Raw genomic sequence first — 23,267 nt, 5'->3', positions numbered from 1 at the left:
ATACCGCCAACAGACTCGCACCGGAGCTACACATGCTTGAACTATTGTCCGATCCAAACGCCTGGATCGCTTTTGGTACCCTGACGGTCATGGAGATCGTGCTGGGGATCGACAATATCGTGTTCATCTCGGTGCTGGTCTCCCGTCTCCCCAAGGAGCAGGCGGATCGGGCCCGCAAGCTCGGCCTGGCGCTGGCGCTGATCTTCCGCATTCTGCTGCTGCTGGTCATCAGCTGGATCATTAGCCTCACCCAGCCTGCCATTTCCGCCTTCGGCTTCGATCTCTCCTGGAAAGATCTCATCCTGATCGCCGGTGGCGCGTTCCTGGTCTACAAGGCCACGCACGAAATGCACGCCGCGATCGAAGAGCCGCATGAACCCGAAATTGCGAGCAAGGCGACCGCCCTGTTTGCCGCCGTTATCGGCCAGATCATCGTGATCGACATGGTGTTCTCGATCGACTCCATCGTCACGGCGGTCGGCATGGCCGACGACGTCGAGGTCATGATTGCCGCCGTTATCGTCGCGGTAGGCGTGATGTTTGTAGCCTCCGGCCCGGTCGCCAGGTTCGTTTCGGAACACCCGACCACCAAGATGCTGGCGCTGGCTTTCCTACTGCTGATCGGCGTTTCGCTCGTTGCTGATGGCCTTGGCTTCCATATCCCCAAGGGCTACATCTACGCGGCCATGGCCTTCTCGGTGCTTGTCGAGGCGATCAATATCTTTGCGTCCAAGCGCAAGCGCGCCGGTGCTGGAGGGGCGAGCGGCGGCGTTGCGCCATTCACCGGCGTCACGGGCTCCGTCAGTTCGGAAGAAGCGTCCGCGGCCCGTACACGTGCTCGCTCCAAGACCTCGCCAACCGCCCGCGCCCAGGCGCGGCCTAAATCTGCTCCCCGGAAGCCAAGATCATGACCAAAGCCATTGTCGTTCTCCAAACCGGTGGCCCCGAACAGTTGAGCTTCGAGGATCGGCCCGTCGCCGATCCAGGTGCCGGCCAGGTAAAGCTCAAGCAGACGGCGATCGGGCTGAACTTCATCGACACCTATCAGCGCTCGGGGCTGTATCCAGTCCAGACGCCCTTCGTTGCCGGCAATGAAGGGGCAGGGGTGGTCACCGCTGTCGGCGAAGGCGTGACCGATCTCAGGGTGGGCGACCGTGTTGCCTACCAGGGGCAGATCGGCGCCTACGCCGTCGAGCGTCTGGCAGCCGCCGATCGTGTGGTGCCAATTCCCGACAGCATCGATGACAAGACTGCCGCCGCCATCATGCTCAAGGGGCTGACGGCCTATTACCTCCTGTTCAAGACCTGGCCGCTGGCCAAGGGCGAAACCATTCTCTGGCAGGCGGCTGCAGGCGGCGTTGGCCTTATCGCAACCCAATGGGCCAAAGCACTCGGCGCCACGGTGATCGGCACGGCGGGCAGTGAAGAAAAGGTCGAGCTTGCTCGCGCGCATGGCTGCGATCATGTCATCAACTATCGCACCGAGGATTTCGCCGAGCGGGTCAAGGAAATCACCGGCGGCAAGGGTGTCGATGTCGTCTATGATGGCGTTGGCAAGTCTACGTTCGAGAAGTCGCTCGATTGCCTTCGTCCACGCGGGCTGATGGCGAGTTTCGGCAACGCCTCGGGCGTCGTCAGCATCCCCGACATCACAGTTCTTTCCCGCAAGGGTTCGCTCTACGTGACGCGCCCGACCACGGCGCATTACCTCAATAATCGCGAGGCATTGCTGGAAGGCGCCGCATCGCTGTTCGACGCTGTCGCCAACGGCAGCATCAAGGTGAACATCAACAAGACGTTCCCCTTGAGCGACGCTGCCGATGCGCACCGTGCCCTCGAAGGGCGCGAAACGACGGGTTCGGTTGTGCTGTTGCCATAGGGCAGCAGACGCCGTTCCAGACTGGACAGCCAGCCGCTCTACGGCTAAAGGCACATCCAACGGGTAGATGGCAGAGCGGTTGATTGCTCCGGTCTTGAAAACCGGCGAACGTGCAAGCGTTCCGGGGGTTCGAATCCCTCTCTACCCGCCATCGCTCAAGCAGCCAATTTGCTCGCAGCCTGCGGACTCGACAGTCAGTCCGCGGGGAGCCGAGTGGCTTCGACTATTTCGCCCAGCAATCGGTGCAGGTCGTCCCGGTGACCCGTGCTGGCGGATGGGCTGTACTCGTCCGAAGTCATAACCACCGTTAGCTCAAGACTGGGGACGATATAGAGCATCTGTCCGCCATAGCCCCAGCCGTAATAGACCTGCTCGCCGGCTACCTCGCGCAGGAACCAGCCATAGCCATATTCATCCCCCGATAGGCGGGAGATGACTCGTGGCTCCCAGGACTGTCTGATCCAATCCTCGGAGACTACCCGCTCTCCTGCGTCGGCAAGTCCATTGTTTCGGTAAAGCTCGCCGAACGAAAGAAGGGATAGCGGGCTCATCGCCATCTGGTTGCCGCCGAGATAGATGCCTTGTGGATCGCGGTCCCATGCGGCGATGGAAAAGCCATCGAGCGGCGAAAGCCAGTCCTGGGCGAGTGCCAGTGTCGATTGGCCGCTTACGCTGGTCAGTATGGCCGAGAGCAGATGCGTCGAGCCTGTCGAATAGAGCATCGCGCCGCCCGGTTCGTCCTCGAAGGGCTGTGCAAGAGCGGCGCGCACCCAATTGGCGTTTTCGACCCAGCGGCCGTAGTTGGGACCAGACGTGCGGGTGAGCCCGGCCTGCATGGACAGCAGGTTCCCCACGGTGATCTCGTAAATCCTCGGATCGGGATCGTCAGGCAGATCGTCGGCCAGCAATTCGGCAATAGGTTGATCGACGCCTTCAATGAGCCCGCGGTCGATGGCGATGCCGACCATCGCCGAAATGATGCTCTTGGACGCAGACTTGATGTTGGCCGGCTCAGAAACCGAATTGCCGCGATAGCCGCGCTCGGCAACGATCTCGCCATCGGCTGCGACCACCACGGTATTGAGGGGAGCAAGGCGTTCGGCCTCGTCCAGCACGGGCTCCAGCCGCGCCGCAAGTTCGTCCGGCTGAGCGAAAGCGGCATGGGAGAACACCAGTGCGCAGGCGGTCAGCGCAAGGCGAAAAGGATACAGGAGGGAACGCTTCATGCCATTGTAAGTCGGAAACGGCATCTCTTGTTCCCGTTACGGGGTTGCTTCACGACGGAGGGCTATTCGACATCGCGCCCTATCTTCTATCTGGTGCCTCCGGCGTCACGATGGCATAGCCGCTGGCAGCCAGCTCCGCCTCGATGGCGCGGGCATCGATGTCGCCGAACATCCGGTCGCCCGTATTCACCGTGCTGTAGTATCGCCAGCCGTCCCGGTACTCCTTGGGTATCGCAGCCTGCGGATTGATCGGCAACACCAGCAACTGGGTTCCAAGTCGCCCCTGTTGCCGGGTGATGAATACATTTACCTGCATGGCCTTCCCCCTCAGATTATTGATCTTGTTTCTGTCGCTACGCTTCGACGATCGCGAAGCCTCGAGCCTGCAGGTGCAACTCGACAGCAACTCCATCGAACAGGGCGCTCTGGCTGTCGATGGTCCCGTAAAATCTCCAGTACTTGCTTAGGTTCTTTGGTATCTCCGCTTCCGAAGCCACAGTCAGCACCAACAGCTTGGACCGTGGCCCCCGTTGTTCCCGAGCCAGAAACACGTTGACTTGCATAGTCAGGCCCTCCCAAGCCCCCAAAGACATTGGATGCACATGTAGAACGAAGGCGCAACTATTGCTTGGCAGTCCTCGACAGGACGAGCGGGTACGCCTTACCGCGTTTTCGTAACGAAAAGACGTCAGGATCCTAGGGTGTCACGTTTGACGGACCCCAAGGGGTAGGCCCTCAAAGCCTCATGGTGAGCCTGTCGAAGCAGGAGGTCGAGCCAGTGGAGGCCTGATGCCACGACCGCGTGGCTCGGCAGGCTCACCATGACGTCTACTGGGTGAACTCAGTTCTGCGCACCCATTGCCCAAGCTTGCGTTGTCACGAAAATTTGAGCCATCGGCACCCATAACCTGCGAGGCTGAGTGTTACGGCGCCGTCCTTCTGGACTGTGATGTCATCGCCGCCGACTCGATCAACGATGGAGTTCTCCCCCTGCGCCGGGTCAAGCCGGAATGAAATCTCTTTTTTGTCCGAAGCGAGATTGTGAATGAGTATCGACCGGCGCTCCCCCCAGTCGTAGCTGAGGGCAAGTACGGCAGGATCGGATATCGGCACCAGGCTCCAGTTCCCGAAGGCGATTTCTGGCATTTCCCGCCGTCGGCGAATGAGGCTTTCCATCCAGGCCAGCAATGAGTTGGGATCGCTCTCCTGGTCGCGGACATTGATTGCTGAAGCCCCCCACTTCTTTGACTTCAGCAATGGCCGGCAGAGCGTCTCAGCAGGCGCCTCAGAGAAGCCGCCATTCTCCCGGTCCGACCATTGCATGAGCGAGCGAACGCTCATCCGGCCCTCTATCTCCAGATTCTCCGCCATGCCGATCTCTTCTCCGTAGAAAAGCACGGGCGCCCCGGGCAGCGAGAACATCAGGCTATAGGCCATTCGTAGCCGGGCCTGGTCTCCGTTCAGCATGGTTGGCAGCCGGCGACGCAATCCGCGTCCAAATATCTGCATGTCCGGCTTGGGGCCGAAGGCGCGAAAGACCTCCTGCCGTTCTGCCTCGGTGAGTTTATCGAGCGACCATTCATCGTGGTTGCGGACAAAGTTTGCCCAGGCTCCGTCCTGCGGCAGGGTGGGCATGGCGCGCAAATCGTGGACCAGCGCGCCGGCATCTTCCCGAACAAGCGCCAGGGCAAACGCCTGATTGAGGTTGAAGTTGAGGCACATGTGAAGTTCACCGCCTCCACCATCCCCATAGAACTCTCTGACCGCTTCGTATTCGAGGTTCACCTCGCCTAGTAGAAGTGCATCACCACGCCTGCGGCCAAGAAAACCGCGCAAGTTACGCAGCCAATCGTGTGGCGCCATCTCCATCGACTGCTCGACACCTTCGGTTTCGAGCAGGAATGGAACGGCATCGACGCGAAAGCCCGACAGACCGACTTCCAGCCAAAACCCGATGATCTTGCGGATTTCCTCCCGCACGTCCGGGTTGGTGACGTTGAGATCGGGCTGGTGAGTGTAGAAGCGGTGCAGGTAATATTGCCCTGTTTTCCGGTCCAGCTCCCAATTGCTGGTTTCCTTGTCGGGGAAAACCAGGTTCTCCGAGGCACCCTCCGGTATCTTGTCCTGCCAGACATACCAGTCGCGGAACGGGGAAGCCTTATCCGAGCGGGACGCCTTGAACCAAGGGTGTTCGGCGGAGGTATGATTGACCACGAGATCTGCGATAACGCGAATGCCGCGATCGCGCGCGGTCCTCAGAAACTCGACAAAGTCGCCAAGCGAGCCATAAAGCGGGTCCACTGCATAATAGTCGATGATGTCATAGCCATCGTCGCGGTTGGCAGTCGGGTAGAATGGCATCAGCCACAGGCAGGTGACGCCCAGTCCGGCCAGATAGTCGATCCGATCGGCGAGACCCAAGAAATCGCCAACCCCATCACCGTTGCCGTCGCGGAACGTCTCCACGTCAAGACAATAAAACACCGCGTTCTTCCACCAGAGATCGCTGGTCTTGGCCATATCCATAATCAGCTTCCTCTCAGTTGGGGCAATACAAGCTCACCAAATGTCTCGATGAACGCCTGCTGCTCGCGGCCCACATGGTGCAGATAAAGGCCGTCAAAGCCGAGACTGGCCAATTCACCCAGCCAGTCGACGAACCGGGCGGGCTCACTTGAAATCAATACGCTGGCGGACATGTCTTCCCTGCGCACGAACCGGGAGGCTTCCTCGAAATGCTCGGGGAGTTCGAGATCCCAACATAGAGGCGGAGAGAACACATTCGACCTCCATTGCTCGAAGGCGATGCCGAGCGCCATTTCGTCGCTCTCTGCGTAGGAAAGATGGATCTGCAGGTAGACGGGCTTGCCTTCACCGCCGCCCGCGCGAAAAGCGTCGATCATCTGGATCAATTGGTCATGCGGCTGGTTGATCGTGATGAGTCCATCGGCCCAGCTTCCCACCCACCGCGCCGTTTCGACGCTAACAGCAGCGCCGATGAGTTTCGGCGGCTGCTCCGGGCGGGTCCAGAGTTTGGCTCTGTCAACGGTGACCAGGCCGTCGTGGGTCACGGTCTCGCCAGCGAAAAGCTGACGCATAACGCTGACGCATTCGCCCAGGCGCTGATTGCGCACCTGCTTGGTGGGCCACGGCTCGCCGGTGATGTGCTCATTGGCGGCTTCGCCGGAGCCGAGCGCCATCCAGAAGCGGCCGGGAAACATCTGCGCCAGGGTGGCGCCTGCCTGTGCAATGACTGCCGGATGATAGCGCTGACCTGGTGCGTTCACGACCCCGAATGGCAGCGAGGTCGCTTGCAGCGCCGCACCAAGCCAGGACCATGCAAAGCCGGATTGGCCCTGCTTTGAATTCCAGGGAGCAAAGTGATCCGAACACATCGCCGCGTCGAATCCGGCTTGTTCGGCATCGACAACAGCTTTCAGCAGCGAAGCAGGATCGATCTGTTCGTGAGACGCGTGGAATCCGATTTGCGGCATGGTTCAGAAAGCTCCGATCAACCGTTGCAAAACGGTAGCGCCGCCCATCTGTTCCTCAATGCCCGATATGTGGCCTCTTTGACCTGAGCAGATGGGTATGGGTGGCAAGGGCGTTCATGACGCGGCGAACTTCGCGCCGGGACCCACGAAAATTGGTACTAACAAGTAATGCCGTTCGATTCGGCCAGCATGGAGCAATCTGAATGAGCGTGGGACTTCTTGGTCTTCTCGATGACGTGGCAGGCATAGCCAAGATCGCAGCGGCCTCACTGGACGACGTCATCAAAATGTCCGCGAAGGCGGGGCTGAAGGCATCCGGAGCGGTGATCGACGATGCCGCCGTTACCCCCAAATATGTCCATGGCTTCAGTGCAGACCGTGAGATCCCGATCGTTGCGAGCATCGCCAAGGGCTCGATCAAGAACAAGCTGATCTTCCTGCTGCCTGCCGCACTCATCCTCAGTGTCGTGTTGCCTGGCGCGATCACGCCGCTGCTCATGATCGGCGGGGCGTATCTGTGCTACGAAGGTGCTGAAAAGATCTGGCACTCGGTGGCCCCCGCCGCGGCGCATGCTCACGAAGCGAACATAACCCACACCGCGATCGACCCGAAAACGCTCGAGGATCAGAAGATCGCAGGCGCGATCAAGACCGATTTCATCCTGTCAGCGGAAATCATGGCTATCGCCCTGGCCGAGATGCCCGGAGAGAGTATCTGGTTTCAGGCTGTCGCGCTGCTTATTGTCGCCGTCGGCATCACAATTGCCGTCTATGGCAGCGTGGCCCTGATAGTCAAAGCCGACGATTTCGGCCTGTCGCTGGCAAAGCGCGGAGGGCCCCTCGCTTCGGTGGGAACAGCCATCGTCAAGGGCATGCCCTGGTTCATGAAGGCCCTGACTGTCGTTGGCACCGCCGCGATGATCTGGGTGGGCGGCAGCATCATCGTGCACGGTCTAGAAGGCTTCGGACTGCACGCTTTGGAAGTGGTCATGCACGGCGCAGTTCACGCGGTTGAACCTTTGGGCCCGGTAGCCGAGTGGTTCGTCGAAACCTTCCTCTACTTCGTTGCCGGCGTCGTGCTCGGGGCGATTTTGATCCCGGTCGTGGAGCACGTGATCTCGCCTGTATGGGCAAGCGTGAAGAGCTTGCTGCCAAAGCGGGCAGGGGCGTGATCGGGGCTGCGGCTCTTCTCCCGCGGGTGCATCGGGTATGGCATTAGCGTGCCGCCGCTGCTATGGCTGCTCGAAATTGGGAAGGCGGGAGAATAGTTCCGCTTCCTCGCAAGTGTATCAAAGGGACGACGAGTGAGCCGCAAGGAATTCGAAGCATCGCGGATGCGCCGCATGAGGCGGATCGCCGGGCGCCATGGCTTGACGATCCTGACAGCCGAAAAGCTCACGGCCAAGCAGGGCAAGGGCGGACACGCGCTACGCGACGACGAGAGCTTCAAGGTGATCTTCGGCCACATTCCACTGCCATTCACGGCAACGCTGGAAGATATCGAGGCGTATCTCGACAAGCTCGAAGCGGGCGAAGACTAGGCTAGCCCTTACGCGCTGGCAATCGCTCTCGTCATGGGCAGGTGCCGTTTTCCGTTATTTATTCTGTAATGGGAATCGCCGCACAATGAGGCATTGGCTAACTTGGAGGCGCTTATTGTGTTCACTCTAATCAACGCCGACGCCGAAGACGACGACGCCGAAATCACCGATCCCCAGGAAATCGCAGAATTGTTTGCGGCTATTGCTGCGGTTGCCATTGAGGCGATCGGAGCAGGGCAGGCCAGGCAATTGTTCGATGCCGTAGTTGAGCAGGACGGCAAAGACCCCAACTGACACAGCGCCGATTGCCGGCAAGTCACACCTGGCCAGCGGCACACGCGTGGCGCTGGCTTGAGCAAATCGCGATCCGGGCGGGGCGCAGTTTCCGGCGCCTTTAGTCCGGGTTGACGGATCGGAAGCGTTCCGACAGGACTGCGCATGATCCGGCTTGCGAGGCTTGCAATTGAGCGGCTTGAATCCTCCCACTAACCCGACACCAACGCTTGTGCCGTTGGGTGACAGCGCTCTGCTGGTGCGTTTCGGGAATAGCTTGACCGACGCCGCCAATGGCGCGGCGATTGGTCTAGCCCGATTGCTGGATAGCGATCCACCGGCTGGGGCGCTGGAGATTGTTCCGAACCTGATTTCGGTCCTGGTTCGGTTTGATCCGCTGCAAACGAGCGCTCAGACAATCGCCGGCGAGGTACGGTTGCGGCTTCTGGGGCACGAGAGCCACCGTGCTGAGACCCGGGAATGGAGCATTGCCGTGGCGTTCGACGGCCCCGATCTGTCCGATGTAGCAACGGCCTTTGGGATGACCGCCGAGGCGTTCATCGCGGCTCACAACCGAGGCAGCCTAAGGGTGTTGGCCACCGGCTTCGCTCCCGGATTCGTCTATTGCGGCCTGCACCCGAATGAATTGACGTTGCCGCGTCGTCCCACTGTCCGCCCATCGGTCCCGCCGGGCAGCGTGCTCTTTGCGGCCGGGCAAACCGCCATTACCGCCACCGAAATGCCGACCGGCTGGCACATCATCGGACATACCGATTTCGCCAATTTCGACCCGACCGCCAGTCCGCCAACGCGTCTTGAGCCCGGCGATCAGGTCCGCTTCATGGTGGCCCCATGAGTGCAGTGCTGGCGATTCTGCGTGCGGGGCCACTCACCACCATTCAGGATGAGGGGCGCTTTGGCATGCTGCGACACGGCATCAGCGCTTCGGGCCCCATGGACCGGGGTGCTTTCGAGCAAGCCGGTCGTAGCGGGCGCGGCGGCATCGAGATGACGAGGGCAGGCATCGAGTTTCGCGTCGCCAGTGGCCAATGCCAGATCGGCTTTGCCGGCGGTGACTTCACCATCACGATTAATGGCGCGCCCGCGCAATGGCTAGGAATGGCGCGGCTTGGCGCAGGTGATGTTGTTTCGATTACCCCGGGAGCCTGGGGAAACTACGGATATCTCCGCTTCGATACCGACTTGATGGCGGAAGCCATCATGGGAAGCATAGCGACGAGCAGCCGTGCCCGGCTTGGCGGAGTGAACGGGCGACCCTTGCAGGTTGGGGATGTGCTGGAGCTGGCGGAGCAGGGCACCGCAACCAAATCTGCCGCGCCGGCTCACACCGCAGAAGGCCCCCTGCGCATCGTCTGGGGCCTGCATGCCGATCTGTTCGAGCCGCTTCAACGACAGAAGTTCCTCGAAGCAAGCTTCGATATTTCTTCGAGCATGGACCGCATGGGCGTTCGCCTGAACGACTCGTGCTGCGTCTTTGCTGGTACTAATATTCTTTCGCTCGCGTCTGACGCGATCGTGCCGGGTGATGTCCAGATTTTGGGTGACGGTACGCCGATCGTCCTGATGCGCGATCACCAGCCAACCGGCGGCTACCCCCGTATCGCCACCATCATCACTGCCGATCTGGATCGCTTCGCACAGCTTCGTCCCGGCACCGCGATTGCCTTCACGCCGGTGACGGTGGAACATGCCCAGGATTTGCTGCGGAGCCGCCGATGACATCGATCGACCTCAACGCCGACCTTGGCGAGGGCATGGGAACGGACGAGGACCTGCTCCAGATCGTCTCCAGCGCTTCCATTGCTTGCGGCGGCCATGCGGGTGATGCACCCACGATCCGCCGCATCCTCAAGATCTGCAAGGCGCGCGGCGTGCGGGCCGGAGCCCATCCGGGCTATGCCGACCCCAAACGGTTCGGCCGGTTTCGCGTGGTCATGCCGCTCGACCAATTGCTCGGCCAGATTCGTAGCCAGCTATTCCTCGTGCGCTTCATTGCCGACGAGGTGGGCGTGCCGCTGGCCTATGTGAAGCTGCACGGGGCGCTGGCCAACCAAACCGCAGAGGAACTGGCCTTTGCCATAGGGGTGTTCGCGACCATTCAGGCGATGGATTCCCGCATGGCGGTGCTCGCGCTCGACAACAGCCAGCAGGTGCGGGCTGCAAAGGCGGTGGGGCTGCCGCTGATCCGCGAGGCCTATGCCGACCGCGCCTATACCCCCGATGGATTGCTCGTGCCGCGCGCCCAGGAAGGCTCGGTCATCCACGATGTCGATGCTGTCATCGAACGATGCCTGCGGCTGGCCAGAAGCGGTGAACTGGTGGCCATCGACGGCACCGTGCTGAAATCATCGGCGCGCTCGATATGCCTGCATGGAGATACACCCGGCGCGGTGGATCTGGCGCGGGAGGTGCGGGATGCGCTGGAAGGTGAAGGCATCTCGATCAAGGCCGGTTCGCCTGAACTGCCAACGCCTTAGGCGTGGCCCTCGTCGGGAATGGCGAGCAGGTGCCCACAGGCCTTGCAGTGGACCGCATCCGGATCATGCTTTTGCAGGCCGCATTGCGGGCAGGGGAAGTGCACCTTGTTGGGCCGGAAAATCGACTGCGCCAGGCGCACAAACAGCGAAATCCCGATGATCATGATGACGATGGACGCCAGCTTGCCGCCTGATCCGGGCAGGGTGAGATCGCCGTAACCGGTGGTCGTCACGGTGGTGACCGTAAAATACAGCGCGTCGATATAAGAGGCTATGCCCTCGCTCTCGCGGTCCACGAACGCGGTGTAGACAAAGCCGGTAACGACAAAGAGAAACACCAGCAGGTTGATGACCGCCTGGACGGTTTCCTGGTACGCGATTAATCCGCGCCGCCGGAGCGGCCGCCAGATGGCATGTCCGCGGGTGAGGGTCCAGAGGCGCATGATGCGCAGGAAGCCCAGATTGTAGAGCTGCGCGGGGAACAGCAGCGTCGCGAGAATGAAGATGTCGAGGATGATGTTGGGCTGCCGCAGCCAGCGCAACACGTCAGTCGAGGCAAGGGCGCGCGCCATCAGGTCGAGAAACAGCAGCGCGGCTATGGAATAGTCGATCCACAGGAACGTATCGTATTCACGAAGGACCGGTGAGGCGATGAAGAACACAATGATCGCCAGGTCGACGATCAGCACCGAATACTGGAAACGCTGCGCTTGCGGCGATTGGCTGTGGTAGAGCAGCCGCAACGTGCTGCGCAGGCGGCGGAAACCGGTTTCGGGAATGTCGTCGGCAGCTGCGTTCTTGCCCATAGCGACCTTGCTTGCCAGCCCGCCCGAGCCTGCGCAAGAGGCAATTCGCAAGGACGCCGCTGACTATCCCTACTCCAAGCGCTACGGCGAAGTTTGGCCATTGCTCCCGTTGGGCGATTGCTGCCGCGTTTGCGAACTGGGCCCGCCACCATCCATCGTGCTCAGCGACTCAAGGGAATTGCTGGACTGCGGCGTCCCTATGCAATTGCCGGCGCCACCAACCCGAAACCCGTTCATGAGCGAGCTCTGAAACCGGGCATACCGGAAATCCAGGCTGAGCGCTGCGCGCTGTGGTTCGCTGGCGCCCAACAACGCCACCTGCTGCGGTGCCGCCACGCCAATTTCGCAGCGCTCCGTCAATATTTCGCAGGCGCCGCCCGAATTGCAGATCTGGACAGCGCCCTTGTAGAGCATGACGCGGGTACTGCGCCGCTCAACCACAAGGTCGAACTCCGTTCCGCGCACAGCGATGGCGGCCGTGGGTGTGTGGATGGAATAGGCTGGCTTGGGGCTGTTGCCGGTTATGAACCGGAACGAGCCGCCCAGTGCGTTGATCGTCAGCCGCTGCGCGGTGTTGCTGCTGGCCAGCAGATAGGTTTCCACCTTGAGCGAGGAACCAGGCCCGACAACGAGCCGCGTGTCGTCATCGAACACCACCTGCACCTGGCCGGCCGGTCCCGTGACGATTGTTTCCCCCACCGACACGTCGGTGCCCACCTGCAGGATTCTCTCCTGGCTTCGGACCCGGGCGACAGCGTCCGGGTTGACGCCTACAGCCGTACCCTCTCCCTGGGCGAACACCGCTGGCGCAAAACCAATCTGCGCCAGCACGAGTATAATTCCGAACAGATGCCGTCTCATGTTGAACCGCCTTCCGCAATGCTCGCCGCATCGCAACAGATTCATTCTGAACGAGGGTTGAACACTAGCAGACAACGGCGGCGATGCGGAAGCGCGGGCGATAGACCAGAGAGTATAGTTGCCGGTGCTCTGCGACTGGCAGGGAAAAACCGCGTCCTCTGTTGCCCTCTGCGCGCCGGGCGGTTATGGCAGCGGAATGGCCGGCTTTTCCGGCTTTGAACGAGGGCACGATGAAACTGGCATTCGTTATTCCGGCCTACAACGAAGAAGCGCTTATCGGAAAGTGCCTGGAATCCGTTGTCGCCGAGATTGCCCGCTCTGGCGCGGACGCCGATATCATCGTCGTCAACAACGCATCCACGGACCGCACTGGCGAGATCGCGCGCAGCTTCCCCACCGTGCAGGTGGTCGACGAGCCCAAGAAGGGGCTGGTGAATGCGCGTGACGCCGGCTTCGCGGCCAGCGAGGGCTATGAGCTGATCGCCAATATCGACAGCGACACCATCGTGCCGGAGGGCTGGCTGGACACGGTGTTCAGCGAGTTCGCGCGCGACGACAAGCTGGTGTGCCTGAGCGGCCCCTATGTCTATTACGACATGAGCCCATGGAACCGCTTCCTTGTGGGGGCTTTCTATGGCCTGACCTACCTCATCTACGTGGTCAACCGCTTCGTCCTGCGTGTCGGCTCCGTCGTGCAGGGTGGCAATTTCGTATTCAAGCGCGCCGCCTGGGAGCAGGTGGGCGGCTATGACCGCTCCATCGTGTTCTTCGGCGAAGATACGGACGTTGCCGTACGCCTCTCGAAGGTCGGCGGCGTGAAATGGACGTTCGCCTTGAAGATGAAGACATCTGGCCGGCGCCTTGAAAAAGAAGGCGTATTTAAAACTGCAGGCACCTACACTCTCAATTTCTTCTGGGTGACGTTCCGTGGCAAGCCGGTAACCAAGAGCCACACCGACATCCGCCCTGAATGATCGCCTCGTTGAAATCTCGTTAAGCCTGGTCAATACGGCAGCAGCCATCCGCATTGCGATGGACTAGACTGTGGCGCCGCATGACGCGGCCAGGGCCCAGGCATGCCGATGTCTCCGCAGCTTCCCCAGTTCGTGATCGCCGCGCGCAGCAGCGCTTTGCAGGCACTGGCGCTGCAGGCGGGCCAGATGATCGAGGGCGAGGTGATCGGCCCGGCTCCGAACGGCGGCACGCAGGTCAAGATCGCCGGTCAAATGCTCAATCTCCTGTTGCCGGTATTGGCCAAGCCCGGTGAAACACTTCGCTTCCAGGTGCAGGGCAGCGGCGCACAGATCAAACTGGCCCTGCAACCGAGCCACCAAGCGCCGACCGCGCCACCGCAAGCCCCGCCATTGCCTCCGGGGCAAACCTCCTTGCCGGTCGCTGCCGTGCAGGTGCAGCCGCAAAGCAACATATTGCCGCCTGCGCCTGCGGTAACGCCTGGCCCTGTACAACCGGCCATTTCTTCCGGCAGCGCTCCCGCCGCGCCCACCCCAGCTAATGCGACCCAAACGCCTTTGTCTCAAGCGCCAGCCGCTACCTTGCCCAGACCCGAAAGCCGGCCGACGGTCACGACGCCCGCCGCCAAAACGCCGGCAAGCCCATATCCTCCACTACAGCCTCAGTCGCGCCCCCAAGCTCCATTGGCTGATCTGCCACCCACTGCCCACAAACCAACGCTCGAGCAGACCGCGGCTCCTCGGAGCGGACCCACTACGCAGCCTGCTTCTACATCGTCACCCGCGACCACGCCCCAAGCGGCCCTTGCGCAGATGGTGCAGTCGGCATTGCCCCGGCAGGATAGCATCGCCAACCTGATGACCGCCTTGACCGCGATAGCCGGCAAAACAGCCCTGCCTGAACCGGTGATCCGAGCCGCCCAACAGGTGCTCGCTGGGCGCGTCGCGGTGGACGGCGGCAAGCTGGACGGGGCCGTTTTGCAAAAGGCCGTGCTGAACTCCGGCATTTTTCAAGAGGCAAAACTTGCCAATGGGCAAGCGCAAGCGCCAGCCATGCAGGCCGACCAGAAAGCCACCCTTCTGGCCCTGCGGCAGACCCTGACCACTTGGCTGGGGCCGCTGGCGTCGTCGGTCGCTCCCGCAATGCAGCTTGCGCCGCCCATGCGCGGGCAGGGGCCGCGCGCCCGTGTCGCGGAGGCCCCGCGCATCGATCCCGATGCCCTTCCCGCCGAAATCGGCAAGCAATTGCTGGAGCGCACGGAAGCGTCACTCGCCCGGCTGAGATTGCACCAGAGTGCGTCCTTGCCGGACCTGGTCGCAAAGACAGCCGATTGGAGCATGGACCTGCCGGTTCTTGTGGGAACACAGCAGACGGTGCTCCATTTGCAGATCCACCGGGATGCAGAAGATACATCGGATACGCCAGCGGAGCGTGGCTGGCAGATGCGCTTTGCACTGAGCCTGCCGCAACTGGGTGAGGTCGGCGCTCAGGTGTCGATGCGGGGCGGCGCAACCGGGGTCATGCTGTGGGCCACCGAGCGCGAAACCTCGGAGGCGCTCGAAAGCGACCTTGGCGCCTTGCGCCAAACCCTCGCCGCAATCGGCCTCAGGGCCGGAGCGGTGATCGTGCGCCACGGCGAACCGCCCATGCAGGCAGCTGCCGCGTCGGGGCACTTCCTGGATGCACGCACATGACGGAGCAGCCCAGGGAGCGGCCGCTCGCCGTCGCATTGCGCTACGAAAAGGGCACGCGCGACGCGCCGCGAGTGGTTGCAAAGGGGCGGGGGCTTCTCGCCGAGCGCATCCTTCAACTGGCCGAAGAGAACGGCGTCATCATCGAAGCCAATCCGGCGCTGGCCGAAGCACTTGCCGGCATTGAGCTGGACGACACAATACCACTCGAACTCTATGAGGCCGTGGCGATCGTGATCGGCTACGTGCTGCAGGTCGGCGCAAAGAAATAGGCAGTCGCTTTCGCTGCGTATCATTGCAACGATGGCGGACGGCACCCATTTCACATGGCGAGCCAACACCAATTGGAGTGGAGCCATGCCGAACCAGGATGATCATGCCGCGATCGACGGCCTTTTTGATCGTATCGAGGATGTTGCCCGCAACAGCCAGCCGCGCGACCGAGATGCCGAGACCCAGATTCAGCAGCGGCTGCAGCAGTTTCCGCCCGCGCCCTACTATATGGCTCAAACTATCCTGATCCAGGAGGAAGCGCTTCGTCAGGCTCAGGCCCGCATCGAACAGCTCGAGGCACAGGGCCAGCAGCGCGGCGGAGGCTTTCTGGGCGGCATGTTCGGCGGCAGCGAACCACAGCAACAGCAACAACCCGCTCGCCGCCGCGGGCCCTGGGATCGCGGGCAGGATGACGAAGAGCAGCGTCGGCCATCCGGCGGCGGCTTCCTCGCCGGCGCGGCCCAGACTGCGCTAGGCGTCACCGGCGGCGTGCTGTTGGGCAGCGCCATTGCCGGCATGATGACCGGCGGCGCAAATGCAACTGAATACAACCCCGAGCCGGAACCGGAAGCCGATCCGGGTGCTGAAGAGATCGATGCCGGTGCCGATGATTTTGGCGGCGACGATTTCGACATGGGCGGCGATTTCTAAACACCACCTGAACGAGCCTCACAGCCCCAGTTCAACGCCACTGGTGCAAGACCCTCAGGATGCAACTCGTCCCGAGGGTTTTCCGATGTTCTACAACTATCGTCAGCGGCGCACAGCCTTGCGCACGACGCTCACATTTGCAGCAATCGCGGCGCTGATTGTCCTGCTCGGCGTCCCGGCGCAGTTTTAGGCGCTAGTACTTCTCGTAGAACTCGTTGCCGCCGGCTTCGAGCACATAGTGCATGTTGTTGTAGGGGAACCGCAGCCCGGCTGTGTGGAAATGGTGGGCATTGCGCACGCCGGGGTGACGCGCACCACGCAGCACCTGATCGGCCATCTGCGAAGCCAGCACGGCGCCGCTGTCCGTCATTTTCTTGCTCAGAACGCCTTGCGCAAACTGGTTCTTCTGCCCCACCACGCCACACACCGTTTTGGGATAGCGCGGGTCGTCCTTGCGGTTCATCACCACCGTACCAACCGCGAGCATGCCCTCGGAACTCGAACGATTCGATTCGAAATACATTGCCCGCATCAGGCACTCTTTCTCGCTCAGCTGGGCCATGCCAAAGTTGAGGCCAAGAAAGCTGCATCCGCCGAGTGTACTTGCGGAAACGACAAGCGCGGCAGCGCGTAGCACGGCTTTTGTCGAAAAACGCATGGGGCCATCTCCGGTCTGTTGCAATTGTGCAATGAAGACCGAAAATGACCCAACAGACTTAAGGAAAGTCTGACCCGCAAGGTTAGTAATTCGCTAACCCCGCTTTTCGCCTAGTCGCGCCTGAAGATCAGTGCGGAAATCAGCGCGATAGTGCCGAGCGCAACAATGACCGGAACCGGATTTTCCTGCACAGCCTTGCCGGCGCGCCCGGCATTGCGCCCGACCTGGCGGGCTACCAGTTCGCCGCCCTTGCGCATTTCCCGCGCCAGCACGACGGCGTTGTGCTGCACATCCTCGAGCGTGCTGCCGCTATAATCGTTGACGGCTTCGGTGATGGAAGCAATTTCCTTCCGCAGCATGGCGATCTGGTGCGAGAGGTTGTCGATCAATTCTTCGCCGCTCGCCTCAGCGTGTCTCAGTGCTCGTTTTGCCGCAATTGCCATGGTGACGCTCCACTTGGTAATGTCGCATCAACTCGGCATAAGACATGGAAGTTCCAAACTTGCCGGCTTTCGCCCATCTGGGTGTTTGCGTCGCAGACACTTGGCGAATAAGCCAAGACTTCCTAGATGAAACTAACGCTACGTGATCCGAGGGGGCGCCATGTCCAAAGCCAGACACCGTCTCGACCGCCAGTTCGACCGCTTGCAGCGCCGGATTCCCAAGTTCGCTGCCAACTGGCTTGAGCGTATCCGTCGTCCCGGCGCGCGCTGGATCAGGATACCGCTGGGAATCCTGCTGGTTCTCGGTGGTATTTTCAGCTTTCTGCCCGTTTTGGGCATATGGATGCTGCCGCTGGGTCTGTTGTTGCTGGCTCTCGATCTGGTGTTCCTGCAGGGACCGGTAAACCTCGCCATCCTTCGTGGTGGCCGCAGGTGGACCACATGGAGCCGCGCCCGGCGCGACAAGAAATCCTCACAAAATCGTTAGTACTTCCCGTCGGCAAGCACCGTTACCGGTTCGGTAAGGTGATTGTGACAATCTGCATCAAATCGGCGATGCCGATGGTCCCGACGGGATAGTGCAGGGGAGAGACGTGCGTTTCGCAGTGATCGACAATAGCAGGGAGTGGACCGAGCCAGCGCGGCACACTGCCTCTGCAGTTCGAGTTCCGGTGCTGGTCGCGGACGTCGAGGCCGAAGCGAACCGTCGCCTGCGATCGGTCAAACTCAATGAATGGCGCACCCGGGAGTTTATCACCGGCCAGCCCATGCCCGCGCACATTCGCCACTTTGCCCTGCAGGTGGGCTTCGCGGCAGAGGCAATCTCGCGGCTTTCACCCATCCCTGCCGACTTCGACAGCGATGTTTACTGGCCGCGAGCGCTGGACCTCTAGAGGTCGGCGCGTTTGGTGGGGTACAAACCCCGAAGTCTTGAGCCGCTACTGACGCATCCTGGCACGACAAAACGCTACTGCTTGAGCAAGTCGCGATAGCCCGCTAGCGTGGGTTGGCCAGCAGCAGGTGCACCATGAACAATCCGTTTTATCAGGTCCTTGGCAACAACCTCGTTGCCAATGTAACCAACTACACCGTCTGGTTTGCGCTGACATTCTGGGTCTTTATCGAGACGCAGTCGGTGTTCGCCACGGGCATGATTGCCGGCATCTATCTGGTGTTTACCGCAGGCTTCGGCTTCTGGCTGGGCAGCATCGTCGACCACAATCCCAAAAAGCTCGTAATGCTCGGCTCGAGCGTAGTGTCCTTCGGCTTCTATGGGCTTTCCATGGTCATGCTGCTGCTGGAGCCCGAGGCCGCCTTCGCGGACCCGTACGGTCCTTACCTGTGGGGTTTCGTCCTGCTCATCATGCTTGGCGTGATCGCGGGTAATATTCGCTCCATAGCCCTGCCGACGCTGGTGACCGTCATGATCCCCGAAGACCGCCGCGACCGGGCCAACGGTCTTGTCGGCATGGTGAGCGGCATCGGCTTTTTGACCACGTCGGTCATAAGCGGCTTCCTCGTTGCCTATGGTGGCATGCTGGCCGTGCTGCTGATGGCCCTGGCCCTGTCGCTGCTGGCCTTCCTCCACCTGACCCTGGTCAATATCGACGAGAAACGCGTCGCGGCGGAGCCCGGCGTTCCGGCAGCGCCCCGGACCGTGGACATCAGGGGCACGATCCGGGTGATCGCCGCAGTGCCCGGACTGTTCGCGCTGATCTTCTTTGCCACCTTCAACAATTTTCTCGGCGGCATCTTCATGGCGCTGCTCGATGCCTATGGCTTGTCGCTTGTCTCGGTGCAAGTCTGGGGCCTGCTGTTCGGCGTCCTTTCGACAGCGTTCATCGCCAGCGGCATCATCATTTCGCGGACCGGCCTGGGCAAGAACCCGCTACGGACCCTGCTCCTGGTCAACCTCATCACCTGGGCGGTGTGTTGTGTCTTCACCATCCAGCCCTCGATCTGGCTATTGGCCGGCGGATGCTTTGTCTGGATGCTGCTGGGGCCCTATGCCGAAGCGGCCGAGCACACGACACTGCAAAAAGTGGTGCCGCCGGAGCGGCAGGGCCGCGTCTTCGGCTTCGCCCAGTCGGTCGAACAATCGGCATCGCCGCTGACCGCGTTTCTCATCGGACCATTGACCCAGTTCATCGTCATTCCGTTCATGACCGACGGGGCCGGAGCCGACGCCATCGGCGACTGGTTTGGCACAGGTCCGGCTCGCGGCATCGCGCTGGTGTTCACCGTTGCGGGGCTCTTGGGCGTGATGCTGACCATCCTCGCCTTCAACTCGCGCTATTATCGCGATCTTTCGGCGGCCTACGCCGGCAACAGCAATGATGATGCGGACGGCGGGGCGCCACAAGTGAGCCCCGCCTGATCGGCTAGGCCGGCTGCAGCTGACCTTCGTTTGGCACGCTGGGCCGGGGGAAGGTGAGGGCAACCGCTGCCGCCGCCAGCCCGATCGCGGCGGAACTGACGTAAAGCCAGTGATAATCGCCGAAGGTGTCGAAGATCCACCCGCCGCCGACCGGCCCGAACGCCATGCCCAGGCTAGCCGTCATGGTGATGCCGCCCAGGACCGTACCCATGACATGGGCAGGGAAATAGTCGCGCGCCAACACGGCATAAAGCGGCATGACGCCGCCATAGGCGAGGCCCAGAACGACCGCCAGCATGTAGAAGTCCTGCAACTGGGTAACGTAGATATAAGTGTAGATGCCCAGCGCCTGCAGCACGAGGCCGCCGATGATGACCCGCTTGACGCCCAACCGATCGGCCAGCACGCCGAAAATCAGGCGGCCAAACAGCCCCGCAACACCCTCCACGCTATAGATGCTCGCCGCTGCCAACGCCGAGGCGCCGCACAGCATGGCATAGCTGACCGTGTGGAAGATCGGTCCCGAATGGGCGGCGCAGCATAAGAAGAACGTCCCCGCCAGCACGATGAACTGCGGCTTGCGCATGACCGAGCCAATGCCTGTCTCCCGCGGCACGGCCGCATGCTCCACGGTTCCGCTGACCTGCGGCGCGGCGGCGGCCTCAGGGGCCCGGCGGATCAGGAAGCCCGCGGGAATGATGATGGCCGAGGCACCGATGGCGATCATCAGCATGGCCATGCGCCACCCATAAATGCCGATCAGGACACTGGCCAGGGGCGTAACCACCATCGGCGCCACGCCGCCGCCGATCGATACCAGCGACACGGCGAGGCTGCGATGCTTGTCGAACCAGCCGATCGTGGTTGCCATCAGCGGCGCAAAGAACGCGCCGCCCGCGCCACCGACCAGCCCGCCATAGGCAATCTGGAACACCAGCAGATTGCTGGCGCGGCTCGAAATGAAGAGCCCCAGACCCAGCATCACCGAAGCGATCAGCACCACGGGCCGCGCCCCGATGCGGTCGCTGAGGGTACCCCAGGCGAAGCCGGCAACCCCCATGACGATGAACCCCACCGTCATGGCCGCCGAAATGCCGGCCCGTGACCAGCCGGTCTCCTCGGCCATGGGTTGCAGATAAACCGGCAGGGCGAACATCGACCCCGCCGCTACGCAGGTGATCAGCGCTCCCGCTGCTACGATCACCCAGCCATAATGCCGTTCCATTTGCCGTTCCCTCCAGCCGTCCAATTGTATCATAGACGAGCGAGCCATGCCGAGACCGACAGCCATGGACAGATTATTTTCGCTACGAATTCCGATTTCTCCGCGGCCAGGCTTGGCCCTCGTGAACGGCTCTTTTGCCCGGCTGCGGTTTACATCGCGCCTGGAGTGCCTACATTACGCGCTTCGCTGTCGTGCGCTCCTGTGCGCGGCCTCACTGGAAGGGCGTCGAGCAATCCGCCCGCATTCACAGAAGGACACAGCCATGACCCAAGTCAAAATGGGCGACGTTGTACGTATCAATTATACCGGACGCCTCACCGACGGCACCCAGTTCGACTCCTCGGAAGGGCGCGAACCACTCCAGTTCACCCTCGGCGAGGGACAGGTCATCAAGGGCCTGGAAGCCGAAGTTTCCCGCATGGCCCCGGGCGACAAGAGCACGGTCACCATTCCATGTGATCTGGCCTATGGCCAGCACCGCCCCGAAGCCGTGCAGACGCTGGATCGCGCCAAGGTGCCCTCCGGCATCGACGTCAAGGTCGGCACCCAGTTGCAGGCTCGCACCAGCGACGGCGGCATGCTGCCCATCACCGTGGTGGCGCTGGACGACCAAAGCGTGAAGGTTGACGCCAACCATCCGCTCGCTGGCCAGGATCTGGTGTTCGACGTCGAACTCGTCGAAATCGTCGAGGCCGCCTAAGCTATCTGCTGCGCCGGTGGGGACCATTCCCCACTGGCTACCGGTCCAAAGGAATTCCCGTTGAGCGTCGCTTTCACCAAGGAAGACAGTGCCGAAACGGCCGCTGAAACCATGCTGCCCGACCGGCCCATTCCGGCCGGGCCGAACCTGGTGACCGCTGCCGGCCTTGCCGCGCTTGAACGTCAGCTTGCCCAGGCCCGCGCCGCCTACGAAGCTGCCCTGCTGATCGAAGACGTCAACGAGCGCCGCCGCCAGGCCGCCAATCCCTTCCGCGATTTTCGCTACTTCGCCGAACGTCTGCGCACCGCCCAACTCGTACCCGCGCCGACCAGCAACACGGCAGTCGCCTTTGGCAGCACGGTCACCTTCAGCCGCGACGATGGCCGCGTGCAGACCTACAAAATCGTGGGCGAAGACGAAGCCGATCCCAAAGCCGGATCAATCTCCTACGCCTCGCCAATCGCCCGCGCCCTGATGGGCAAGGCGCTGGGCGATGTGGTGAGCCTGGGAGAACAGGAACTCGAGATCACCGCAATCTCCTAGTGCGTTTGCTCCGGCAATTGCCACGACAAGGCCGCCGGCCTTACCCTCGGGAGAATTTGACCTCAGGGGGATGCGACATGGACCAGTTCACCGGCGGCTGCCTCTGCGGCAAAGTCCGCGTCACCGCGACCGGCCACCCATACCGTGTCGGCATCTGCCACTGCCTCGATTGCCGCAAGCACCACGGCGCCCCATTCTACGCCGCCGCCATCTTCCCACGGGACGCCGTGACGATCACCGGCGAGACCCACCACTACCGCGACCGCCACTTCTGCCCCAATTGCGGCTCCTCCGTCTTCGCCCGGAGCGGCGACGAGGTAGAGCTATATCTGGGCGCCCTGGATGAACCCAACCAGCTAACGCCCAGCTACGAATGCTGGACCACCAGGCGCGAAACCTGGCTGCCCAATTTTCCACGAATGCGGCAATACAAACACGACCGCACGGGCAGGGGCCGCGAGGAATAGTCGAGCAACGCTCGGGGCCGCTTGGATTTGCAACGCCGCCCTAATGTCACCCCGGCGACGGCGGGGTCCACCCTGTTATCTTGCCACGTTCACGGAGTGTCTGGGCATCTCAGGATGGATTCCGGCCGCCGCCGGAATAACATGGTGGGTGTTGTTACGCAGTTACCCTTCCCTCGACGTGTAAATGTAATGGGGCACCGCTGGTGCCCCATTACGCAGACTTCTACTTGCTCTTCGTGTCACCGTAGCCGGGTTTTGGAACCCGTTCGACGGTTGTGGTGCTAGGGCGGCGATCCGCCTCTTTCACCGGGATAAATTGACCCGATTTAGAATCGCGGCCGACATCAAACGTTTTCCTGTCCTTGGACATGGGTATCTCCAGTTGCATGGGAAATTGCGAGGGCCGTTGGCCCTCGCCGTCTTCGTTTCAACTACTGGGTGTGACAAGCGGAACTGCAGTAAAAGCAGCCGTTTGACTGACTGTAGTACCGCTTAGCTTCCACTACCGCTGGTGTGCAGCTCAAAAATCGCCAAGATAGATGCGACTTTCAGAAGCCGGCATGAAACTGCAACCGGCTGCATGAACTTCGTGATCGCCATTCGATTGGGCGTTCTTGTTCACGTAATGATAGGCCATTGGACATTCTCCTTTGTCCCGCATCACTTTGTGCCACGCGGCATCTCGTCCG

The 23,267-nt window shown here is 61.6% G+C and carries 29 protein-coding genes and 1 tRNA gene; 20 read left to right on the top strand and 10 right to left on the bottom strand.

Going from position 1 to position 23,267, the window contains the following annotated elements; translation table 11 throughout:
• The first annotated feature begins 32 nt into the window (after window positions 1–32).
• The 3 genes from C8264_RS19550 to C8264_RS19540 all read left to right on the top strand — a co-directional run bounded on the left by C8264_RS19550 (window position 33) and on the right by C8264_RS19540 (window position 2,030).
• Window positions 33–911 carry a TerC family protein gene (locus C8264_RS19550; RefSeq protein ID WP_108462664.1) on the top strand — a complete coding sequence of 293 codons (879 nt, stop codon included), beginning with the start codon at window positions 33–35 and terminating at the stop codon, window positions 909–911.
• On the top strand, window positions 908–1,879 hold the full coding sequence (locus C8264_RS19545) for a quinone oxidoreductase family protein (RefSeq protein WP_108462663.1): 972 nt from the start codon (window positions 908–910) through the stop codon (window positions 1,877–1,879). Before C8264_RS19550 ends, C8264_RS19545 begins: the two co-directional genes overlap by 4 nt.
• 61 nt (window positions 1,880–1,940) lie before the next feature.
• Window positions 1,941–2,030, top strand: a tRNA-Ser gene (locus C8264_RS19540).
• A 43-nt stretch (window positions 2,031–2,073) separates the two neighbouring features.
• Here the strand turns inward: C8264_RS19540 and C8264_RS19535 are convergent.
• Window positions 2,074–3,129: a serine hydrolase domain-containing protein gene (locus tag C8264_RS19535; RefSeq protein ID WP_245893403.1), complete on the bottom strand. Its 1,056-nt coding sequence runs from the start codon at window positions 3,127–3,129 to the stop codon at window positions 2,074–2,076.
• Between the two features lie 55 nt (window positions 3,130–3,184).
• Window positions 3,185–3,421: a hypothetical protein gene (locus C8264_RS19530; protein ID WP_108462662.1), complete on the bottom strand. Its 237-nt coding sequence runs from the start codon at window positions 3,419–3,421 to the stop codon at window positions 3,185–3,187.
• Window positions 3,422–3,446: 25 nt separating this feature from the next.
• Here C8264_RS19530 and C8264_RS22800 point away from each other — a divergent pair, with 25 nt between their 5' ends.
• Complete coding sequence (locus C8264_RS22800) at window positions 3,447–3,572, top strand: hypothetical protein (protein WP_281261470.1); 126 nt, start codon at window positions 3,447–3,449, stop codon at window positions 3,570–3,572.
• A gap of 409 nt (window positions 3,573–3,981) precedes the next feature.
• On the opposite strand, the gene C8264_RS19520 is transcribed toward C8264_RS22800, so the two are convergent.
• Both C8264_RS19520 and C8264_RS19515 read right to left on the bottom strand, forming a co-directional pair.
• Window positions 3,982–5,631 carry an alpha-amylase family protein gene (locus tag C8264_RS19520; RefSeq protein ID WP_108462660.1) on the bottom strand — a complete coding sequence of 550 codons (1,650 nt, stop codon included), beginning with the start codon at window positions 5,629–5,631 and terminating at the stop codon, window positions 3,982–3,984.
• Between the two features lie 2 nt (window positions 5,632–5,633).
• A complete protein-coding gene (locus C8264_RS19515; protein ID WP_108462659.1) occupies window positions 5,634–6,599 on the bottom strand; it encodes a TIGR03885 family FMN-dependent LLM class oxidoreductase in 966 nt (321 codons plus the stop codon).
• Window positions 6,600–6,802: 203 nt separating this feature from the next.
• On the opposite strand from C8264_RS19515, the gene C8264_RS19510 reads away from it, so the two are divergent.
• The 6 genes from C8264_RS19510 to C8264_RS19485 all read left to right on the top strand — a co-directional run bounded on the left by C8264_RS19510 (window position 6,803) and on the right by C8264_RS19485 (window position 10,911).
• Window positions 6,803–7,771, top strand: coding sequence for a DUF808 domain-containing protein (locus tag C8264_RS19510; protein ID WP_108462658.1), 969 nt, complete (start codon window positions 6,803–6,805; stop codon window positions 7,769–7,771).
• Between the two features lie 171 nt (window positions 7,772–7,942).
• Window positions 7,943–8,140 (top strand): hypothetical protein, encoded by a 198-nt coding sequence (locus C8264_RS19505; protein WP_162783786.1) that lies wholly within the window; start codon window positions 7,943–7,945, stop codon window positions 8,138–8,140.
• Window positions 8,141–8,257: 117 nt separating this feature from the next.
• Window positions 8,258–8,434: a hypothetical protein gene (locus C8264_RS19500; RefSeq protein ID WP_157959773.1), complete on the top strand. Its 177-nt coding sequence runs from the start codon at window positions 8,258–8,260 to the stop codon at window positions 8,432–8,434.
• 211 nt (window positions 8,435–8,645) lie between these two features.
• The gene (locus C8264_RS19495; protein WP_281261471.1) at window positions 8,646–9,269 is read left to right on the top strand and encodes a 5-oxoprolinase subunit B family protein; all 624 of its coding nucleotides are present in this window, start codon (window positions 8,646–8,648) and stop codon (window positions 9,267–9,269) included.
• Entirely contained in the window at window positions 9,266–10,153 is an 888-nt protein-coding gene (locus tag C8264_RS19490; RefSeq protein ID WP_108462654.1) for a 5-oxoprolinase subunit C family protein, read from the top strand. The genes C8264_RS19495 and C8264_RS19490 overlap by 4 nt, the downstream gene beginning before the upstream one ends.
• Entirely contained in the window at window positions 10,150–10,911 is a 762-nt protein-coding gene (locus tag C8264_RS19485; RefSeq protein ID WP_108462653.1) for a 5-oxoprolinase subunit PxpA, read from the top strand. Before C8264_RS19490 ends, C8264_RS19485 begins: the two co-directional genes overlap by 4 nt.
• On the opposite strand, the gene C8264_RS19480 is transcribed toward C8264_RS19485, so the two are convergent.
• Window positions 10,908–11,717, bottom strand: a complete 810-nt coding sequence (locus C8264_RS19480) for an ion channel (protein ID WP_108462652.1) — start codon at window positions 11,715–11,717, stop codon at window positions 10,908–10,910. The two genes, C8264_RS19485 and C8264_RS19480, sit on opposite strands and share 4 nt — an antisense overlap.
• A gap of 81 nt (window positions 11,718–11,798) precedes the next feature.
• Window positions 11,799–12,578 (bottom strand): FecR family protein, encoded by a 780-nt coding sequence (locus tag C8264_RS19475; protein ID WP_162783784.1) that lies wholly within the window; start codon window positions 12,576–12,578, stop codon window positions 11,799–11,801.
• A 230-nt stretch (window positions 12,579–12,808) separates the two neighbouring features.
• Between C8264_RS19475 and C8264_RS19470 the strand changes: the two genes are divergently transcribed.
• From C8264_RS19470 to C8264_RS19455, 4 genes are all read left to right on the top strand, one after another.
• Window positions 12,809–13,552: a glycosyltransferase family 2 protein gene (locus C8264_RS19470; protein WP_108462681.1), complete on the top strand. Its 744-nt coding sequence runs from the start codon at window positions 12,809–12,811 to the stop codon at window positions 13,550–13,552.
• A 102-nt stretch (window positions 13,553–13,654) separates the two neighbouring features.
• Window positions 13,655–15,244, top strand: coding sequence for a flagellar hook-length control protein FliK (fliK, locus tag C8264_RS19465; RefSeq protein WP_108462650.1), 1,590 nt, complete (start codon window positions 13,655–13,657; stop codon window positions 15,242–15,244).
• The gene (locus C8264_RS19460) at window positions 15,241–15,513 is read left to right on the top strand and encodes an EscU/YscU/HrcU family type III secretion system export apparatus switch protein (protein WP_108462649.1); all 273 of its coding nucleotides are present in this window, start codon (window positions 15,241–15,243) and stop codon (window positions 15,511–15,513) included. Before fliK ends, C8264_RS19460 begins: the two co-directional genes overlap by 4 nt.
• Window positions 15,514–15,598: 85 nt before the next feature.
• Window positions 15,599–16,165, top strand: a complete 567-nt coding sequence (locus C8264_RS19455) for a DUF2076 domain-containing protein (RefSeq protein ID WP_108462648.1) — start codon at window positions 15,599–15,601, stop codon at window positions 16,163–16,165.
• A 193-nt stretch (window positions 16,166–16,358) separates the two neighbouring features.
• On the opposite strand, the gene C8264_RS19450 is transcribed toward C8264_RS19455, so the two are convergent.
• Both C8264_RS19450 and C8264_RS19445 read right to left on the bottom strand, forming a co-directional pair.
• Window positions 16,359–16,823: a cell wall hydrolase gene (locus C8264_RS19450; RefSeq protein ID WP_108462647.1), complete on the bottom strand. Its 465-nt coding sequence runs from the start codon at window positions 16,821–16,823 to the stop codon at window positions 16,359–16,361.
• A 110-nt stretch (window positions 16,824–16,933) separates the two neighbouring features.
• On the bottom strand, window positions 16,934–17,266 hold the full coding sequence (locus C8264_RS19445) for a hypothetical protein (protein WP_108462646.1): 333 nt from the start codon (window positions 17,264–17,266) through the stop codon (window positions 16,934–16,936).
• A gap of 160 nt (window positions 17,267–17,426) precedes the next feature.
• On the opposite strand from C8264_RS19445, the gene C8264_RS19440 reads away from it, so the two are divergent.
• From C8264_RS19440 to C8264_RS19430, 3 genes are all read left to right on the top strand, one after another.
• Window positions 17,427–17,753 carry a hypothetical protein gene (locus C8264_RS19440; protein WP_108462645.1) on the top strand — a complete coding sequence of 109 codons (327 nt, stop codon included), beginning with the start codon at window positions 17,427–17,429 and terminating at the stop codon, window positions 17,751–17,753.
• Between the two features lie 106 nt (window positions 17,754–17,859).
• A complete protein-coding gene (locus C8264_RS19435) occupies window positions 17,860–18,159 on the top strand; it encodes a hypothetical protein (RefSeq protein ID WP_162783783.1) in 300 nt (99 codons plus the stop codon).
• A gap of 134 nt (window positions 18,160–18,293) precedes the next feature.
• A complete protein-coding gene (locus tag C8264_RS19430; RefSeq protein WP_108462643.1) occupies window positions 18,294–19,643 on the top strand; it encodes an MFS transporter in 1,350 nt (449 codons plus the stop codon).
• 4 nt (window positions 19,644–19,647) lie between these two features.
• Here the strand turns inward: C8264_RS19430 and C8264_RS19425 are convergent, their stop codons facing one another.
• A complete protein-coding gene (locus C8264_RS19425; protein ID WP_108462642.1) occupies window positions 19,648–20,868 on the bottom strand; it encodes an MFS transporter in 1,221 nt (406 codons plus the stop codon).
• Window positions 20,869–21,130: 262 nt separating this feature from the next.
• On the opposite strand from C8264_RS19425, the gene C8264_RS19420 reads away from it, so the two are divergent.
• From C8264_RS19420 to C8264_RS19410, 3 genes are all read left to right on the top strand, one after another.
• Window positions 21,131–21,568 carry an FKBP-type peptidyl-prolyl cis-trans isomerase gene (locus C8264_RS19420; protein WP_108462641.1) on the top strand — a complete coding sequence of 146 codons (438 nt, stop codon included), beginning with the start codon at window positions 21,131–21,133 and terminating at the stop codon, window positions 21,566–21,568.
• 60 nt (window positions 21,569–21,628) lie between these two features.
• Window positions 21,629–22,111, top strand: coding sequence for a transcription elongation factor GreA (gene greA / locus C8264_RS19415; RefSeq protein WP_108462640.1), 483 nt, complete (start codon window positions 21,629–21,631; stop codon window positions 22,109–22,111).
• 77 nt (window positions 22,112–22,188) lie between these two features.
• On the top strand, window positions 22,189–22,578 hold the full coding sequence (locus C8264_RS19410; protein WP_108462639.1) for a GFA family protein: 390 nt from the start codon (window positions 22,189–22,191) through the stop codon (window positions 22,576–22,578).
• 223 nt (window positions 22,579–22,801) lie between these two features.
• Here C8264_RS19410 and C8264_RS22410 read toward each other — a convergent pair whose 3' ends face one another.
• Window positions 22,802–22,948 (bottom strand): hypothetical protein, encoded by a 147-nt coding sequence (locus C8264_RS22410; protein WP_205245735.1) that lies wholly within the window; start codon window positions 22,946–22,948, stop codon window positions 22,802–22,804.
• Window positions 22,949–23,267: the final 319 nt, after the last annotated feature.

The sequence above is a fragment of the Devosia naphthalenivorans genome, from assembly GCF_003056355.1.
Taxonomy (GTDB): Bacteria; Pseudomonadota; Alphaproteobacteria; order Rhizobiales; family Devosiaceae; genus Devosia; species Devosia naphthalenivorans.
This window is presented reverse-complemented; position numbering and strand designations above follow the sequence as displayed.

What these genes read in the sequence shown, in the direction of transcription:
- C8264_RS19550 (WP_108462664.1), top strand. Translation starts at nt 33, where the DNA reads ATGCTTGAACTATTGTCCGATCCAAACGCCTGGATCGCTTTTGGTACC.
- C8264_RS19545 (WP_108462663.1), top strand. Translation starts at nt 908, where the DNA reads ATGACCAAAGCCATTGTCGTTCTCCAAACCGGTGGCCCCGAACAGTTG.
- C8264_RS19535 (WP_245893403.1), bottom strand. Translation starts at nt 3,129, where the DNA reads ATGCCGTTTCCGACTTACAATGGCATGAAGCGTTCCCTCCTGTATCCT.
- C8264_RS19530 (WP_108462662.1), bottom strand. Translation starts at nt 3,421, where the DNA reads ATGCAGGTAAATGTATTCATCACCCGGCAACAGGGGCGACTTGGAACC.
- C8264_RS19520 (WP_108462660.1), bottom strand. Translation starts at nt 5,631, where the DNA reads ATGGATATGGCCAAGACCAGCGATCTCTGGTGGAAGAACGCGGTGTTT.
- C8264_RS19515 (WP_108462659.1), bottom strand. Translation starts at nt 6,599, where the DNA reads ATGCCGCAAATCGGATTCCACGCGTCTCACGAACAGATCGATCCTGCT.
- C8264_RS19510 (WP_108462658.1), top strand. Translation starts at nt 6,803, where the DNA reads ATGAGCGTGGGACTTCTTGGTCTTCTCGATGACGTGGCAGGCATAGCC.
- C8264_RS19505 (WP_162783786.1), top strand. Translation starts at nt 7,943, where the DNA reads ATGAGGCGGATCGCCGGGCGCCATGGCTTGACGATCCTGACAGCCGAA.
- C8264_RS19490 (WP_108462654.1), top strand. Translation starts at nt 9,266, where the DNA reads ATGAGTGCAGTGCTGGCGATTCTGCGTGCGGGGCCACTCACCACCATT.
- C8264_RS19485 (WP_108462653.1), top strand. Translation starts at nt 10,150, where the DNA reads ATGACATCGATCGACCTCAACGCCGACCTTGGCGAGGGCATGGGAACG.
- C8264_RS19480 (WP_108462652.1), bottom strand. Translation starts at nt 11,717, where the DNA reads ATGGGCAAGAACGCAGCTGCCGACGACATTCCCGAAACCGGTTTCCGC.
- C8264_RS19475 (WP_162783784.1), bottom strand. Translation starts at nt 12,578, where the DNA reads ATGAGACGGCATCTGTTCGGAATTATACTCGTGCTGGCGCAGATTGGT.
- C8264_RS19470 (WP_108462681.1), top strand. Translation starts at nt 12,809, where the DNA reads ATGAAACTGGCATTCGTTATTCCGGCCTACAACGAAGAAGCGCTTATC.
- fliK (WP_108462650.1), top strand. Translation starts at nt 13,655, where the DNA reads ATGCCGATGTCTCCGCAGCTTCCCCAGTTCGTGATCGCCGCGCGCAGC.
- C8264_RS19460 (WP_108462649.1), top strand. Translation starts at nt 15,241, where the DNA reads ATGACGGAGCAGCCCAGGGAGCGGCCGCTCGCCGTCGCATTGCGCTAC.
- C8264_RS19455 (WP_108462648.1), top strand. Translation starts at nt 15,599, where the DNA reads ATGCCGAACCAGGATGATCATGCCGCGATCGACGGCCTTTTTGATCGT.
- C8264_RS19450 (WP_108462647.1), bottom strand. Translation starts at nt 16,823, where the DNA reads ATGCGTTTTTCGACAAAAGCCGTGCTACGCGCTGCCGCGCTTGTCGTT.
- C8264_RS19445 (WP_108462646.1), bottom strand. Translation starts at nt 17,266, where the DNA reads ATGGCAATTGCGGCAAAACGAGCACTGAGACACGCTGAGGCGAGCGGC.
- C8264_RS19440 (WP_108462645.1), top strand. Translation starts at nt 17,427, where the DNA reads ATGTCCAAAGCCAGACACCGTCTCGACCGCCAGTTCGACCGCTTGCAG.
- C8264_RS19430 (WP_108462643.1), top strand. Translation starts at nt 18,294, where the DNA reads ATGAACAATCCGTTTTATCAGGTCCTTGGCAACAACCTCGTTGCCAAT.
- C8264_RS19425 (WP_108462642.1), bottom strand. Translation starts at nt 20,868, where the DNA reads ATGGAACGGCATTATGGCTGGGTGATCGTAGCAGCGGGAGCGCTGATC.
- C8264_RS19420 (WP_108462641.1), top strand. Translation starts at nt 21,131, where the DNA reads ATGACCCAAGTCAAAATGGGCGACGTTGTACGTATCAATTATACCGGA.
- C8264_RS19410 (WP_108462639.1), top strand. Translation starts at nt 22,189, where the DNA reads ATGGACCAGTTCACCGGCGGCTGCCTCTGCGGCAAAGTCCGCGTCACC.
- C8264_RS22410 (WP_205245735.1), bottom strand. Translation starts at nt 22,948, where the DNA reads ATGTCCAAGGACAGGAAAACGTTTGATGTCGGCCGCGATTCTAAATCG.